We start from the raw sequence: 15,272 nt of genomic DNA on the forward strand, positions 1-15,272 counted from the left end.
CTCCGTCCATCTATCGGGATTGCAGCACGTTCGATGGAGCGACGGCATCTGACACTGCTTGTGATACTGGACCAAGGCAAGGAAATCTCGCATGACCGACATGGTGGTCGCCCGGAAGGAGGGCCTGTACTGCGTGCCGGGCCGCTTTTATATTGATCCATGGCGACCGGTCGACCGTGCCGTCATTACCCACGGTCACGCCGATCATGCAAGTGTGGGGCATGGCCATTACCTCGCTGCCAGCGATGGCGCCGGTATCCTTCGCTCACGGCTTGGTGAAATTCATCTTGATACATTGCGCTATGGCGAATCGGTTGTGCATAACGGCGTGCGGATCTCATTGCATCCGGCCGGCCATGTGCTTGGTTCAGCGCAGATCCGCATGGAATACGAAGGTGAGGTCTGGGTTGCCTCGGGTGACTACAAGGTCGAAGCGGATGCGACCTGTGCGGCTTTCGAACCGGTGCAATGCCATACCTTCATCACCGAATCCACATTCGGCCTGCCGATTTACCGGTGGCAGCCACAACGCATTGTGTTCGACGACATCAATGACTGGTGGCGCAGCAATGCAGCGGAAGAGCGTGCCAGCGTGCTGTTCTGCTACTCCTTTGGTAAGGCCCAGCGCATTCTCGCCGGTATCGATCCTGCGATCGGGGCCATCATTTGCCACGGTGCGGTGATGCCGCTTAACCGCGTCTATCGCGAAGCCGGTGTGCCCCTGCCGGAAACCCGCATGGTGACCGAGATTAGCGACAAGTCCGAACTGCGTCGTGCGCTGGTGCTGGCACCCCCGTCCGCCGCGGGCTCGACGTGGATGCGCCGCTTCGGCGAATACAGCGATGCCTTTGCCAGCGGCTGGATGCAGTTGCGCGGCGCACGTCGCCGGCGCGCGGTGGATCGCGGCTTCGTGTTATCCGATCATGCGGACTGGCCCGGATTGATGAGCGCCATCAAAGCAACCGAGGCGCAACGGGTGATCGTCACCCATGGACAGGTTGCGGTCATGGTGCGCTGGCTAAGCCAGAACGGTCTGGAAGCGGGCGCGTTCCAGACCGAGTATGGTGACGAAGACGACGGCGGCACCAACACCGTCGCCGCTATTGACGGCAGTACCGATGCAGCCAACGGGGAAGCGCATGCGTGAGTTCGCACGGCTCTACGCGGAACTCGACAGCACGACGGCGACAAATCGCAAGCTCGCTGCACTGAAAAATTATTTTCAACATACCGCCCCTGACAATGCAGCATGGGCCGTGTACTTTCTCGCCGGTGGCAAGCCAAGGCAGGCCGTGCCAACCAAATTGCTCAGGCAGTTTTCCATCGAATATGCGGGCATCGATGATTGGCTGTTCGACGAGTGTTATCACGCTGTCGGCGACCTGGCGGAAACAATTGCGCACTTGTTGCCGCCGCCCTCGCAGGAATCCGATGTGGGCCTCGCGGAGTGGATGCTGGAGCGCATTGCACCCCTGCGCGGTGCCTCACCGGAACATATTCGCCATGCGATGTTTTCATACTGGGATCAGCTCGATACCGGCGAGCGCTTCCTGCTCATGAAGCTGATTGGCGGCAGTTTTCGCGTCGGTGTGTCACGTCTGCTGGTGACGCGTGCGCTGGCCGAGGTGGCGGGTGTCGACAGCAAGCTGATCGCGCAACGGCTGATGGGCTGGACCGACGGCACCGTGCGTCCGACCGCCGAACAATATCTGCAACTGATCGCGGGCGAGTCGGACTTTGAACATCAGCTGCGCGGTGGCCAGCCTTATCCCTTCTTTCTTGCCCATGCATTGCAAACCGATCCGCAGAGCCTGGGGCCGGTCACGCAATGGCTGGCAGAGTGGAAATATGATGGCATCCGTGCCCAGTTGGTACGCCGTGAGGGGCAGACATGGCTATGGTCGCGCGGTGAAGATTTGATTACCGAACGATTTCCCGAAATTAGCAGCATCCCCTTGCCGGAAGGCACGGTGATCGATGGCGAGATACTGATCTGGAAAGACAATGCGCCAGCACCGTTCGCAGCACTGCAGCAGCGCATTGGTCGCAAGACACTGTCGGCCAAAATGCGTGTCGAGTTGCCTGCGGCATTAGTCGCATATGACCTGCTGGAATCCGCCGGCAAGGATCTGCGCGCGCTGACGCAATCCGAACGCCGCGCGCAGTTGGAAGAACTCGTAGCGGGTATCGACAATGCAGCGCTCAGACTCTCGTCGCTGGTGCATGCGGCAAGCTGGGACGAACTGGCAACCCTGCGTGAAAGCTCGCGTTCACGTGCCGTTGAGGGCCTGATGCTCAAGGCATCCGATGCGCGTTATGGCGTAGGACGCACCAAGGACAGCGGCGTCTGGTGGAAATGGAAAATTGACCCCTATGCGGTTGATGCGGTGCTGATCTATGCGCAGGCCGGTCATGGCAAGCGGGCGTCGTTGTACACCGATTACACCTTTGCGGTGTGGGACACCGACGCGGATGGCGGGCGACGCCTGGTGCCGTTTGCAAAAGCGTATTCCGGTCTTACCGATGCCGAAATAGCGAAAGTCGATGCGGCGATCCGCCGCAGCACGATAGAAAAATTCGGACCGGTGCGTAGTGTGCAACCGAGCATGGTGTTTGAAATCGGCTTCGAAGGCATCGCCCGCTCACCACGTCACAAGGCAGGCATCGCCGTGCGCTTTCCGCGCATTCTGCGCATACGCGATGACAAGAAAATCGAAGAGGCCGATACCCTCGACACCTTACGGGGCATGCTGGCATGAAGACCGTGTTACACGATAAGGATGAGCCGAAGAATGCGAAGCCGCCGAAAGCCGGATTGCGGAACGCCGACCTGCAGCGCGCCGAATTGACGCCGGAGCAGCGGCTTGACGCCTGGTTCGGACAGCACGCATGGACCGTGTTTCCCTTTCAGCATGCGGTTTGGCATGCCGCCGGTGACGGCAAGTCAGGCCTTCTGCATGCGACAACCGGTTCGGGAAAAACCTATGCGGTATGGTTTGCCGCCCTGCTGCGGGCACTTCAAAATCCATCGCGATCCAAGGCCGCTTTGCGCGTGCTATGGATTACGCCGATGCGCGCTCTAGCCGCCGACACGGCGCGCGCATTGCAAGAGCCGCTGGCCGATCTGCTGCCCGCATGGCGTGTTGGTATCCGGACTGGCGATACCTCGGCATCGGAACGCGCAAAGCAAACACGTTCCCTGCCACAGGCGTTGATCACCACGCCCGAAAGCCTGTCCCTGATGCTGACACGCGCCGACGCGCAGACGCAATGCCAGTCACTGGACATGGTCATCGTCGATGAATGGCATGAACTCCTCGGCAGCAAGCGCGGTGTGCAAACCCAGCTTGCACTTGCGCGATTGCGCCGCTGGCGTCCCCAACTGCTGGTATGGGGGTTGTCGGCCACGCTCGGCAATCTCCGGCAAGCGCAGGATGCCTTGCTCGGCATTGGCCAAGGTGAATTAGTCGAGGGACATGTCCGCAAAGAGCTCCTGGTCGATACCCTGATTCCAGATCATTCATCGGTCTTTCCCTGGGCCGGCCATCTCGGTCTGCAAATGCTGCAGCCGGTGACACGCGAAATCGACGCGCATACGACCACACTGATCTTCACCAATACCCGATCGCAGGCCGAACTCTGGTACCAGCATCTGCTTGAGGCGCGGCCGGACTGGGCGGGTGTCATCGCGCTGCATCACGGTTCGCTCGACAAGTCAGTGCGCGACTGGGTCGAACTCGGTTTAAAAAGCGGACAACTGAAAGCGGTGGTCTGCACCTCGAGCCTCGACCTCGGCGTCGACTTCCTTCCGGTGGAACGGGTGCTGCAAGTCGGCAGTCCCAAAGGCATTGCGCGGCTCATGCAGCGCGCCGGCCGCAGCGGCCATGCGCCTGGTCGCGTATCGCGAGTGACGCTGGTGCCGACACACAGCCTGGAGTTGCTGGAAGCGGCTGCAGCAAAGCGCGCAGTGGCCACGCGCCAGATAGAAGCGCGTGCGGTACCCGACAAGCCGCTCGACGTGCTGGTGCAGCATCTGGTCACAATCGCGCTCGGCAGCGGTTTTCAATCGAAGGAATTGTTCGACGAGGTACGCACCGCTTATGCCTACCGCAATCTGACACAAGACGAATGGCAATGGGCACTGGAATTCGTTGCCTGCGGCGGGCGCAGCCTCGCGGTCTATCCTGAATACCGGCGCGTGCTGCCTGATGAGCACGGCGTCTATCGTGTACCTGATCCGGCGTTGGGCCGGCGGCATCGAATGGGTATCGGCACAATCGTGTCCGATGCGTCCATACAGGTGAAATTTGTATCCGGCCCCAAGATCGGCACCGTTGAAGAAGGTTTCATCTCGCGCTTGCGGCGCGGCGACCATTTCCTGTTCGGCGGGCGCCTGCTGGAGTTCGTGCGCGTACATGAAATGACCGCCTATGTGCGGCGCGGCAGCGGCAACAAGCCTGCAGTGCCGCGCTGGCAGGGCGGCAAGATGCCCTTGTCGTCCGAACTGGCGCATGCGGTGCTGGCTCGCCTGCAGGAAGCTTCACACAATGTGTTCGACGGACCGGAAATGCAGGCGATCGAACCACTACTCAAACTGCAGTTGCGCTGGTCGGGCCTGCCGACCCTGGACCGGCTGGTTGCCGAGCAGACCAGCAGCCGCGAAGGACAGCATCTCTTTCTCTATCCGTTTGCAGGCAGATCGGTGCATATCGGGCTGGCATCACTGCTTGCCTGGAGAGTGGCAAAGCGGGAAGCTGCCACGTTTTCGATCGCGGTCAACGATTACGGCCTGGAGCTGCTGTCGCTACGTCCGATCGACTGGCAAGAAGCCATGCAGCCAGGTTTGCTCACTACCGATGATTTGCTGGAAGATGTGCTTTGCAGCCTGAATGCGACGGAACTCGCACAGCGGCGCTTTCGTGAAATCGCACGGATCGCCGGACTGATCTTCCAGGGCTATCCCGGACAACCAAAGAGCGCGCGGCAATTGCAGGCGTCGTCGAGTTTGTTTTTTGAGGTCTTTCGTAAGCACGACGCGCAAAACTTGTTGCTGACCCAGGCGCAACGGGAAGTGCTGGAACAGGAACTGGAATTGTCACGGCTGCGCGCGGCGTTGCTGGAAATGCAGCAACGGGAACTGGCGTTCTACACGACACGGCGTCCGACGCCTTTTGCCTTTCCGCTGATGGTCGAGCGCTTGCGGGAAAAGCTGAGCAATGAAAAGCTTTCTGATCGTGTCGCCCGCATGCTGCGTGAACTGGAAAAGGCAGCGATGCCGTGAGCCTGCAAGATGAAAAACAGCATAGTCACGCTCACCATTGCGGGTGAAACCTTGCACCTGCTGCCGCAACGTGCCTTGTTTTGGCCGGCTCAACATCTGTTGATGATCGCGGATATTCATTTTGGCAAGGCAGCTGCATTCCGTGCGAAAGGCGTGCCAGTACCACATGGGACAACGGCACAAAATCTTGAAGCGATCGACACCTTGCTACAGGCGCACCCTGTACAACATATCGTCTTCCTCGGCGATTTCCTGCACGCGAAGGCGGCACAGCGTTCAGGTGGCCTGTCACGCCTGATCACGTGGCGCGATCAATACCCGGGGCTGCGCATGACCCTGGTGCGCGGTAACCATGATCACCATGCCGGCGATCCGCCGGCGCAACTGAATATGGAACTGGTCGACGAACCTTACTGCTTAGGTCCGTTCGCACTCTGCCACCATCCGGAGCCGCGAGCTGGCAGCTATGTATTGGCAGGGCATGTGCATCCGGTCTTCCGGCTTGCCGCGGCCGGTGACAGTGTCAGGCTGCCTTGTTTTCTGTTCGGTCCGGAGACGGCGATACTGCCTTCGTTTGGCGCGTTCACCGGTGGCTATCAGGTCATGCCAGGGCAGGGTGATCGCGTGTTTGTCACAACTGACGATGCCGTGTTTGAAGTGCCGTGGCGGGCATGACGGAACACTAAGCAGTTATGCAATTACGCGGCTTGTGTATTGTCGGCGTCGACAAACCATGCACGGCCGATCACGTACTCCAGCAGCGTCGCACATGCCAGAATCAGTGAACCGCTAACCACAACCTGTTTCGGCGTGAGCGAGCCGGCCAGCATCCAGAACAGGCCGAGCGACGTCATGCGCAACACCCAGAGCGTGACTTCTCGCGCAAGGATGCGATCCGACAGGCTGCCTTCAATATCCAGCGTGCGCTGGTTCAGGACTTGTTCGCTGGCGATCAGGAAGGGCGAGCCAGCCGCTTTCAGTACCGAATAGACAATGTACAGTGCCGGAATCCAGACGCTGGCACCGAGCATCAGAAACGCGGAACCCACCACCAGGCAGGAACCGCCCAGCCAGGCGGCGCGGTTGTCGACGCCGCGTTTGCGGCGTGTCAGGTAAAGGGCAATGCAACCTGCCATGCCTGCCAGCGTCGCAACCCAGCCAAAGCGGCTTGCCGACCCAAGTGCCTCGGATGCGCCTGCCGATGTCATTGCCTGACTGATGCCAAACAAGCCCGACTCAAGGAAGAACAGAGGAAGGCAGGCAATGAATTGCGGCTGACGCACAATCGCCACCGGATCGCGCAATGGTGCAAATGGCTCATGGGGAAGTTGTCGTCCCAGCAGCAGTGCGCCCATCACGCACAGTACGCCGTACAGGCGGTACACATAGTCGCTGCGCTCGGTCAGCATAGCGAGCATGCCGGTTACCGCAAGCGTGGTCAGCACGCTCAGCACCACCGATACCGTGCCGGCCCGTGCGGCATAGCGGTCACGTTCATTGTTGGCGAACAGGGACATTTCCAGCCAGTGCCGTGCGCCCCAGGTTGACCCTAAATAAATACCGAATGCCATGGCTAACGCGAGCGGCGATGTTGGCGCACACAGCAATAAGATTCCGGGTACCAGAAAACCCAGTCGCATCAGGCGCACACTACTCAGCCGCAGGCGTGGACCGAGGACATACGCCAGCAGGGTCGATGCCATGGCTGTCGTCAGCATGGTGGCGGTAAAGCGGAACATCGCATGGACATTCTGTTCGGCCATGGTGAAATAACCAATAAAGCCGCCAAGGGTGGCGACTGCGCCTTGCAGGGCGATCAAGGGAAGCAGGGCGCGTTCGCGCAGTGGCATAGTCATAAGCACAAGCAATAAAGAGCAAACAGGAGGTGCATGTGCACCTGAATTGCCGTGTAAGACTATCCAGCAGGAAAGAGGTTCAAACAGGAAATATGTTATCGGGAAAGAAAGCAGGATGGCAAAACAGCCTTGTCTGCTGTGGGAGAGCTGTTTTATGTTTGTTTCACTACTGTGAAGGCAGCAATAAGTCTTCACGCGGGTAACCCCACCGTGGAACGTATGCCGGGCATTCGGCATCTGTGAACGCCGCAAAATCGAGCGTCGTGAAATTTCCGCGCGGTGTACTGGCGAAGCGCAAATCGCTAGACCCTCCGGCATCGGCCAGCGGTGCACGGGCAAAGCGCATCCATGCATTGAAATGACAATTCTCGTTCTGCAAGCGACGCAATATCTGCAGGCTGCCTTGGTGTTCTGTGAACAAGGCAATCGCCGGCGTGACGGATTTCTGTTGTGCGATATTGGCAAAGTTTTCAGGACAAGCGGAGGGCGGGGTCATCTGCGATGCAATGCTGAGCACGCCACGCTTGAGTCCATAGGTTCCTGCCGCTTCATTGCTTTCCACGGAAACGAACGACCAGCACAAGGGATTGGCGGGAAAGGCGGACATCGATGCGTCGAGCACACGCGTACCGGCATCGCGTTGCGTCAGATAGCTCGCAACGAGCGCCTTAGCATGGTGTGATGCTGCCGACTGCACTCCGACAAAACCAAGCGCAATTGCGAAAGACAATATCAGCGCACGCCGTCCATGCGGGCCGCATCGCGACTGGCCGACTCCAGTGACCAATGCGACTGCCAGCAGCGCGGTCAGCGAGCCCCACGACAGAAAGCCGCGCAAGGTAAAGAATACCGGCACTCCGGCGAGCAGTATGATAAGCACTGCCTTGAACGCGCGCCCGGGCGCCAGCATGACCATCGGCATCCCCAATGCAATCCAGAACACCGGCTCCAGGATAAATACCATGTCGCCATACAGCCAGCGTGAATCGAAGGGATGAAAAGGATGAATGCCATACGAGTTGAGGTAATCCATCGACAGGTGCAGCGCAAAGCCGATGATCAGGCTCAGCACGAAGCCGCTGCGAGCGGTGCCGCTATCGCGCAGCAGGCGGCGCGCCGCCGGCCACAGCAGCCACAGCACCAGTGCCAGCAATAGCGCTTGCGGAAGTGCATAGAGTACCGTATGCGTATGTCCGCGATGATGCAGTAGATAACCCAAGGGGGAAGGCAACAGCGGCGTCAGTACCAGGTCAAGATCGGGGAAATTACTGGCCAGCCAGCAGGTAACCAGCAGCAGGCGATGACGCATACGCTGCTGGTTGGTATCGGCTTCGTCGGGGAGGCTGCGATGCAGAAGTTCGCCGGCAGCGAGGCCGGCGACGGAATGACTGAGATTGTCCATGGCCAGATGTTACCGGCTTCGGACTGGCGTTGCAGCTATGGTAATAATCTGTCGTACTTGGAGCCTTGGGTCGCATTAATCCTGAACCGTTGTTGTCGTACAGGCGCCTCAGGCACGAGGGAAAAGTCAACTGGCAACGTCGCTACATGTTTTCGCTGATGCGTCCATTGGCAGCCGCTACCGCCTTAAACCATTCGGCTGTAGCTGCATCGGCCGGGAAAAAGGATTCGATGCGCAATTCATGGACGGTGACATCGTGCGGCGTACCCAGCGTGGCGATGGTAGTGAACAGGTTGAGCGAGACATTCCCCTTTTTCAGCGTCACCGGCAGGAAGGGTAGTGCGCGTGCATCGAGATTGGGTGTGCGCGTGGCCATGGCAATCCCGTCGAACGCCGTGAGTTCTTCCAGCAGCCGGGTCGCTTCGCTGCCTGGGCCATCGCTCATCGCTTCGCGCTGAATCCAATGCAGCATGTCGCCACACACTTCTTTCCAGTTCGGGATGTACGGGCGCAAGCCTGCGGGGTCAAGCATCAGGCGCGCAACATTGATTTGCCCGTCTCGTGGAATCGGCTGCTGTTCAGGCATGCCGAGCAGCCATCTGATCATGGTGGCAGCCGGACCATTCGGCATGACCAGGTTCCATAGCCGGTCAACCACCAGCGCGGGATAGGGCGCCTGCTGCTGCAGCATGAAATCAAGAGCCTGCTTGACAGAATGGAGTTCCGGGTCGGACAGGTTGCGTTCCTGGTAGGCTGGTGCGAAGCCGGCAGCGAGCAACATCACATTGCGCTGGCGCAGCGGAACGTCGAGCACGATGCCGAGCTTGAGGACCATTTCCTTGCTGGGCTGCGAGCGGCCGCTTTCGAGGAAACTGATATGTCGTTGCGAAATGCCGCTTTCCGTGGACAGCCGCAACTGGGTGAAGCCGCGCTTTTCGCGCCAGTACCGCAACGCCGAGGCAAAGTCGCTGAAATAGCGCTGCTCGTGGGTTGCCGGAGCATGGCCGGTACGTTGTGGCACAACTCTCTGCGGTGCGTATGCTGAAGTCATTCTTGCCCCTGTAAAAAACAAGCTTGCAGATGGGAACGGCACGCAGCAGTGTAGCGCGTCTGCAGCGACTCGTACTATTGGTATGAAAACCGTAGTATCACGCTACAAGTCAGGCGGATCGATTACCTCAGGGGTAATCAATGGAATATTGTCGAGCTCGAAATAAAAAAACCGGCAGAAGGCGATTGCCTTTCTGCCGGTCAAGCTGCAGTGTCCGCTGCAGGGAGGTTCTGTCAGTAACTCAGCGCTTCACTGGTTCAGTGACGTTTGTCTGTGGCTGCGTCCGGAGCATAGCTGGTTGCCTCCAATTCGTCTTTGGTGGAGCGCCTGTGCAGGCGGATGTTAAGCATTTCAACCACAACCGAGAACGCCATTGCACTGTAGATATAACCCTTTGGAACATGGTGACCGAAGCCTTCTGCGATCAGTACAACTGCGACCACGACCAGGAAGGACAGAGCCAGCATCTTGATCGTCGGGTGTGCGGACACAAAACGTCCGATCGGACCGGCGAAGAACATCATCATGCCGACCGATGCAATCACCGCGGCGACCATCACGGCGATCTCGTCCACCATGCCGACTGCGGTAATAATGGAGTCCAGTGAAAACACCAGGTCGATCACCATGATCTGCAGCACGATGCCATAGAAGGTGCTCTTTACCGGTGTGCTGACGCCATGCTCCGCGCCTTCAAAGGATTCATGAATTTCTCCCACGCTCTTGTAAAGCAGAAAGAGTCCACCCAGCAGCAATACCAGGTCACGTCCCGAAAAGCCTTGCCCCAGTATCGTGAATAAAGGCTTTGTCATGCCAACGATCCATGACAGCGTCAGCAGCAAACCGATACGCATGAACATCGCCAGGAACAGGCCGAGGCGGCGTGTAAATTCCTGCTTTTCCTTGGGTAGTTTGTCGACCAGAATGGAAATGAAAATGATGTTATCGATACCCAGCACCAATTCGAGCGCGGTCAGGGTGAAGAAGGCTATCCATACCTGTGGATCGGAAAGTAACTCAATCATGCTAGTGTCCTTGCAGTTTTATATAGGTTGTCATTGTTTTGTGCAAAAAAAGAGGGCGCCTCGTACAACGGCGCCCTTATTCGATCCACGGGCAGAAGGTGTCGTTCCTTTTATTCGCTGGTGCTGAAGCCCAGCAAGTGCAGCAGGCTGGTGAACAAATTGAAGATCGACACGAACAGGCTGAGTGTTGCCATCACGTAGTTCGTTTCGCCGCCACGAACGATGTTGTTGGTCTCGTACAGAATCATGCCGGACATCAGCAGCACGAACACGGCCGATACGGTCAGCGACAAGGCTGGGATCTGCAGGAAAATCGCAGCGATGCCGGCCAGGAAGGCTACCAGAATTCCGATCGTCAGAAAACCGCCCATAAACGACAGGTCACGCTTGGTCACCAGTGCATATGCCGACAGACCGACAAAGGTCGCAGCGGTACCAGCCATGGCCAGCATCACCGTTTGCGTGCCATTAGGCATGTTCAGGTAATGGTTTAGTATCGGGCCCAGCGTGTACCCCATAAACCCGGTCAGTGCAAAGACCAGGGCGACGCCGAGTCCGCGATCACGGTATTTGTTGACCAGGAAAAGCAGGCCGAAATAACCGACTATGGTCAGCAGCAGCCCAGGATGTGGCAGTTGCAAGGCTGCTGAGGCACCCGCCGTCATGGCGCTGAAACCCAGCGTCAGCGCCAGTAACATGTAGGTGTTACGCAAGACTTTATGCGCACTCGCATCGATGACGGTAGTGCTGGATCGCGCGCCGAATGGTGAACTGCGTAGCGAGTTGTAACGGTCATTCATAATCTTGTCCTTTCGGGATGCTTGAACAGTGAACAGTGAAAAGTGAGAGTTGGATTCAATGACGGAAGCCGGCCGGTATGGCCACTTCGAAACAGCCACTTAACAGCATCTTGTCACGTGTATTGATGCATCGGACGCTCCTTTCAGATATAGGCCGAATCTTAAAATGCTTGCGTTTAGTGGAAAAGCGAAGATAATCGGAACATTACTTCGTAAAAACAAGATATGAAAACGACCGGACTCAATTTTCGACATTTGTACTACTTCTGGGTGGTCGCTAAGGAAGGCAGTGTGACAAGAGCGGCGGAGCGGCTGGATGTTGCAGTCCAGACAATCAGTGCACAACTCGCCTTGCTTGAACAGTCACTGGGCAAGGCTCTGCTGGCGCCACAGGGACGCCGGTTGGTGTTGACTGAAGCGGGGCGTGTCGCGGTCGGCTACGCCGACCAGATTTTTCTGCTGGGCGAGCAGATGCAGGAAGTGTTGACCGAGACGGATATTGGCAAAACCATGCGCCTGACGGTTGGACTGTCCGATTCATTGCCCAAGCTTATTGCTTCGCGCTTGCTGGAAGCGGCGCTGAAATTGCCGCAAAAGGTCAAGCTGGTATGCCATGAAGACGACTTTGAATCACTGCTTGGTGATTTGTCGGTCCATAAGCTGGACGTGATCCTGACTGACCGGCCCGTACCTTCCGGCACGACTCTGCGCGTGTTCAGCCATTTACTTGGCGAAAGCGAACTCATGCTGTTCGGTTTGCCCGAGATGGCCAAACTTTACCGCGAAAATTTCCCTAGAAGTCTGCACGGCGCACCGCTGTTGCTGCCTACGCGCAACCATGCAATCCGGGGACGCTTCGACCACTGGTTTGAAAGCCATGAGGTGCGTCCTGACGTGGTTGCCGAGTTTGATGACAATGCTTTGCTCAATACTTTTGCGCGTCATGGACATGGCTTGTTTCCTGCACCTTCCGCGCTGGCGGAAGATGTGCGTGAAGAACTTGGCGCAATACCGGTAGGTGAACTGACGCAGTTGCGTGAACAGTTTTACGCCATTTCCAATGAACGCAAGATCAAGCATCCGGCAGTGGAAGCCATCCTGACGGCAGTACACGGTGGTTTGTTTGTCCTGGCGGCACCGCCTCTTTGAGCCGCTTCAAATCTTTTACGTCACGCTCCGGATCAATCACGGCTGGCCATTGTCCCGTCTATATCCAGTTCAAATCCATCGCGGAGCGCGCGTGCCCATTCCATACAAGTCCTCGCTTTCATTTGCCTCAGCCTTCCATTTTTTGCTGACAAGCATGTTTGTCCTGCTGTTTGCCGGCACCGCCCTTGCACAGAATCAGCAGACGCTGGAACTACCGGCCGGCAGCGCAAATGCACAGGCGGATTCTGGCAGCGTCCAGTTCGTTGGGACCGCAACCGTCATCATTCGCTATGCGGGAATGACGATCCTGACCGATCCAAACTTCCTGCACAAAGGCGACCATGTGCATCTCGGCTACGGGCTCAAATCGGAGCGCCTGACCGAGCCTGCCATTCCTTTCGAGAAGCTCCCACCGATTGACTTTGTATTGCTGTCGCACATGCATGGAGATCACTTCGATCAGCTGGTGCAGGAAAAACTGGATAGAAAGATTCCTGTCGTCTCCACTCCAGGCGCAGCCAAGCTGCTGGCGGACATGGGCTTCCAGTCGCGTTACGCGCTTGATACCTGGGATACGCTGACCGTAAAGAAAGGTGCCACTACCCTACGCATCACCGCCATGCCCGGCCGCCACGGTCCCGGTCCGGTCACGGCTCTGCTTCCATCTGTAATGGGATCCATGCTCGAGTGGTCAGCAGGCGGTAAAGACAATGCTTATCGGATGTATATCAGCGGCGATACGCTGATCCACGATGAACTGGAGGAAATACCGCGTCGCTATCCGGACATCGATCTTGCATTGCTGCATCTTGGCGGCACGCGCATCCTTGGGGTCATGAAGGTCACCATGGATGGCAAGGATGGCGTCAAGCTGATGCAGATCGTCGCCCCGCATCACGCGATCCCGATTCACTATAACGATTACACGGTATTCAAGTCGCCGCTCAGCGATTTCGAGAAGGAAGTAAATGCAGCCGGATTGCAGGGCAAGGTCACCTACCTGAAGCACGGTGACACCTATGCTTTCAAGCCCGCAAAACGCTGACAGGTTTTCATGCGTGGTCTATAAAGCCTGCGTGACGAGCGACGCTGCCAGCATCAGCATCACTACGCCGATCACACCGTCCAGCCAGCGCCAAGCTGACGGTTGCACGAACCAGGCGGAAAGTAGTCGCGCGCCGAAGCCCAGCAGACTGAACCAGACAAACGCCGCCGTCATCGCACCGCCGGCAAACCACCATTTTGCCTGTGGCCCCTGTTGAGCACCAACTGCACCGAGCAGCAGCACGGTGTCAAGATAGACATGAGGATTGAGCAGCGTTACCGCCAGTACCGTCAGCAAAGCGCGGCGTAAAGGCATATTGACCGACGGCGCCGCTTGCAGGCTGCTTGGTTGAAATGCGGAGCGCCATGCGCGCAAGCCATACCATGCCAGAAACAGGGCGCCGCCCCAGCGGGCAATGTTTAAGAGCATGGGTCGCTGCTCGATAGCGGAACCGATGCCGGCCACACCAGCAGCGATGAGCAAGGTTTCACAAATAATACACACCAGCACAGTGAGCAGGACATGCTGGCGCTGCAAGCCCATGCGCAACACATGCGCATTCTGCGAGCCAATTGCTACGATCAGGCCGGCGCCGAGCCCAAGGCCTTTCAGGTAATACGGGAACATGCACTTCTCCTTTTTGATTAAGCGCATTGTCTACGGTTATCGGCCCTGCATAAACAAAACTAAATATAATTAGGGCATCATTAATTTTTCTTCATTTGACCCGCCCGCATGAAACTCGACCCACGTCAGTCGGAAGCTGTTGTCGCAGTGATCGAAAGCGGAAGCTTCGAGCAGGCTGCGACACAGCTTTATCTGACGCCTTCCGCCGTGTCGCAACGCGTGCGTGCACTCGAAACCGCCCTGGGTACGCCGCTCGTGGTTCGCAGTCGGCCCTGTCGGGCCACACCTGCTGGTCAGCGCTTGTTGCAGTACCTGCGGCGCGTGCAGTCGCTGGAAGCGGACTTGCAGGCCGAGTTTGCCGGTGCGCAGACTGCACCCGTAACGGTGACCATTGCCGTCAATGCAGACACGCTGGCGAGCTGGCTGTTGCCGGCACTGGCGCCTTTCCTGATCCGAGAACAGATCCTGCTCGACCTGAGCGTTGACGATCAGGATCATACCTACACTCTGCTGGAAGCCGGACTGGCGCTCGGCTGCATTTCAACCGAGGAGAAGGCAATGCGCGGCTGCCATGCGGAAGCCTTGGGCAAGATGCGCTATCGCTGCATGGCCTCGCCCGCATTTCGAGAGAACTGGTTCGCCAAAGGCATGACGCGTACAGCGGTGAAGCAGGCGCCTGTCGTGGTTTTCAATCGCAAGGACAGGCTGCAGGCCGACTTCCTGCTAAAGCATTATGGCGTCGCCGACGATGCCTGCCCGCGGCATTACGTGCCCGCGTCGGAAGCCTATATGCAAGCAATCGTGCTCGGGCTTGGCTGGGGTATGTTGCCGGAACTGCAGATGCATGAGTTGTACCGTCAAGGCGCACTCGTCGATATCGCGCCGCATCGCACGACCGACGTCGTGCTCTACTGGCATACGTGGAAAGTGCAGTCACCCCGTATGGAGCGTCTGTCCCGTTCCCTGATTCAGGCGGCACGGCAGATCCTCGGCTGAGCCATTGAGGGCAAGTACTTTCAAGACCTATCCCGGGTAC

13 protein-coding genes are annotated in these 15,272 nt (G+C 57.9%); 7 read left to right on the top strand and 6 right to left on the bottom strand.

The features are described from left to right. The first annotated feature begins 91 nt into the window (after positions 1–91). Genes ACFQUU_RS10075 through pdeM form a run of 4 tightly spaced genes read left to right on the top strand, consistent with a single transcriptional unit; the run spans position 92 to position 5,956 of the window. Positions 92–1,147, top strand: coding sequence for a ligase-associated DNA damage response exonuclease (locus ACFQUU_RS10075; protein WP_382246364.1), 1,056 nt, complete (start codon positions 92–94; stop codon positions 1,145–1,147). After that, the gene (locus ACFQUU_RS10080) at positions 1,140–2,759 is read left to right on the top strand and encodes an ATP-dependent DNA ligase (RefSeq protein WP_382246367.1); all 1,620 of its coding nucleotides are present in this window, start codon (positions 1,140–1,142) and stop codon (positions 2,757–2,759) included. The genes ACFQUU_RS10075 and ACFQUU_RS10080 overlap by 8 nt, the downstream gene beginning before the upstream one ends. After that, a complete protein-coding gene (locus tag ACFQUU_RS10085) occupies positions 2,756–5,281 on the top strand; it encodes a ligase-associated DNA damage response DEXH box helicase (protein ID WP_382246369.1) in 2,526 nt (841 codons plus the stop codon). Before ACFQUU_RS10080 ends, ACFQUU_RS10085 begins: the two co-directional genes overlap by 4 nt. A gap of 9 nt (positions 5,282–5,290) precedes the next feature. After that, the gene (pdeM, locus tag ACFQUU_RS10090) at positions 5,291–5,956 is read left to right on the top strand and encodes a ligase-associated DNA damage response endonuclease PdeM (RefSeq protein WP_382246371.1); all 666 of its coding nucleotides are present in this window, start codon (positions 5,291–5,293) and stop codon (positions 5,954–5,956) included. Positions 5,957–5,979: 23 nt separating this feature from the next. On the opposite strand, the gene ACFQUU_RS10095 is transcribed toward pdeM, so the two are convergent. From ACFQUU_RS10095 to ACFQUU_RS10115, 5 genes are all read right to left on the bottom strand, one after another. Continuing rightward, on the bottom strand, positions 5,980–7,137 hold the full coding sequence (locus ACFQUU_RS10095) for a hypothetical protein (RefSeq protein ID WP_382246375.1): 1,158 nt from the start codon (positions 7,135–7,137) through the stop codon (positions 5,980–5,982). Between the two features lie 166 nt (positions 7,138–7,303). Beyond that, on the bottom strand, positions 7,304–8,539 hold the full coding sequence (locus tag ACFQUU_RS10100; RefSeq protein WP_382246377.1) for a metal-dependent hydrolase: 1,236 nt from the start codon (positions 8,537–8,539) through the stop codon (positions 7,304–7,306). A gap of 142 nt (positions 8,540–8,681) precedes the next feature. Beyond that, complete coding sequence (locus ACFQUU_RS10105; protein ID WP_382246379.1) at positions 8,682–9,590, bottom strand: helix-turn-helix domain-containing protein; 909 nt, start codon at positions 9,588–9,590, stop codon at positions 8,682–8,684. 257 nt (positions 9,591–9,847) lie between these two features. Further along, positions 9,848–10,615, bottom strand: coding sequence for a TerC family protein (locus tag ACFQUU_RS10110; RefSeq protein ID WP_382246381.1), 768 nt, complete (start codon positions 10,613–10,615; stop codon positions 9,848–9,850). Between the two features lie 110 nt (positions 10,616–10,725). After that, positions 10,726–11,415 (bottom strand): Bax inhibitor-1/YccA family protein, encoded by a 690-nt coding sequence (locus ACFQUU_RS10115; RefSeq protein ID WP_382246383.1) that lies wholly within the window; start codon positions 11,413–11,415, stop codon positions 10,726–10,728. 225 nt (positions 11,416–11,640) lie between these two features. Between ACFQUU_RS10115 and nhaR the strand changes: the two genes are divergently transcribed. Together nhaR and ACFQUU_RS10125 are read left to right on the top strand one after the other, a co-directional pair. Then, positions 11,641–12,564, top strand: coding sequence for a transcriptional activator NhaR (gene nhaR / locus ACFQUU_RS10120; protein ID WP_382246385.1), 924 nt, complete (start codon positions 11,641–11,643; stop codon positions 12,562–12,564). A gap of 154 nt (positions 12,565–12,718) precedes the next feature. Next, positions 12,719–13,609 carry an MBL fold metallo-hydrolase gene (locus tag ACFQUU_RS10125; protein ID WP_382246388.1) on the top strand — a complete coding sequence of 297 codons (891 nt, stop codon included), beginning with the start codon at positions 12,719–12,721 and terminating at the stop codon, positions 13,607–13,609. Positions 13,610–13,627: 18 nt separating this feature from the next. On the opposite strand, the gene ACFQUU_RS10130 is transcribed toward ACFQUU_RS10125, so the two are convergent. Beyond that, positions 13,628–14,236, bottom strand: coding sequence for a LysE/ArgO family amino acid transporter (locus tag ACFQUU_RS10130; protein WP_382246391.1), 609 nt, complete (start codon positions 14,234–14,236; stop codon positions 13,628–13,630). A gap of 108 nt (positions 14,237–14,344) precedes the next feature. Between ACFQUU_RS10130 and ACFQUU_RS10135 the strand changes: the two genes are divergently transcribed. After that, on the top strand, positions 14,345–15,232 hold the full coding sequence (locus tag ACFQUU_RS10135; protein WP_382246394.1) for a LysR family transcriptional regulator ArgP: 888 nt from the start codon (positions 14,345–14,347) through the stop codon (positions 15,230–15,232). Positions 15,233–15,272: the final 40 nt, after the last annotated feature.

This window comes from Herbaspirillum sp. GCM10030257 (assembly GCF_042666555.1).
In the GTDB taxonomy this organism is placed as follows: Bacteria; Pseudomonadota; Gammaproteobacteria; order Burkholderiales; family Burkholderiaceae_D; genus Noviherbaspirillum.

Coding starts and splice junctions, on each gene's coding strand:
- ACFQUU_RS10075 (WP_382246364.1), top strand. CDS start 92: ATGACCGACATGGTGGTCGCCCGGAAGGAGGGCCTGTACTGCGTGCCG.
- ACFQUU_RS10080 (WP_382246367.1), top strand. CDS start 1,140: ATGCGTGAGTTCGCACGGCTCTACGCGGAACTCGACAGCACGACGGCG.
- ACFQUU_RS10085 (WP_382246369.1), top strand. CDS start 2,756: ATGAAGACCGTGTTACACGATAAGGATGAGCCGAAGAATGCGAAGCCG.
- pdeM (WP_382246371.1), top strand. CDS start 5,291: ATGAAAAACAGCATAGTCACGCTCACCATTGCGGGTGAAACCTTGCAC.
- ACFQUU_RS10095 (WP_382246375.1), bottom strand. CDS start 7,137: ATGACTATGCCACTGCGCGAACGCGCCCTGCTTCCCTTGATCGCCCTG.
- ACFQUU_RS10100 (WP_382246377.1), bottom strand. CDS start 8,539: ATGGACAATCTCAGTCATTCCGTCGCCGGCCTCGCTGCCGGCGAACTT.
- ACFQUU_RS10105 (WP_382246379.1), bottom strand. CDS start 9,590: ATGACTTCAGCATACGCACCGCAGAGAGTTGTGCCACAACGTACCGGC.
- ACFQUU_RS10110 (WP_382246381.1), bottom strand. CDS start 10,615: ATGATTGAGTTACTTTCCGATCCACAGGTATGGATAGCCTTCTTCACC.
- ACFQUU_RS10115 (WP_382246383.1), bottom strand. CDS start 11,415: ATGAATGACCGTTACAACTCGCTACGCAGTTCACCATTCGGCGCGCGA.
- nhaR (WP_382246385.1), top strand. CDS start 11,641: ATGAAAACGACCGGACTCAATTTTCGACATTTGTACTACTTCTGGGTG.
- ACFQUU_RS10125 (WP_382246388.1), top strand. CDS start 12,719: ATGTTTGTCCTGCTGTTTGCCGGCACCGCCCTTGCACAGAATCAGCAG.
- ACFQUU_RS10130 (WP_382246391.1), bottom strand. CDS start 14,236: ATGTTCCCGTATTACCTGAAAGGCCTTGGGCTCGGCGCCGGCCTGATC.
- ACFQUU_RS10135 (WP_382246394.1), top strand. CDS start 14,345: ATGAAACTCGACCCACGTCAGTCGGAAGCTGTTGTCGCAGTGATCGAA.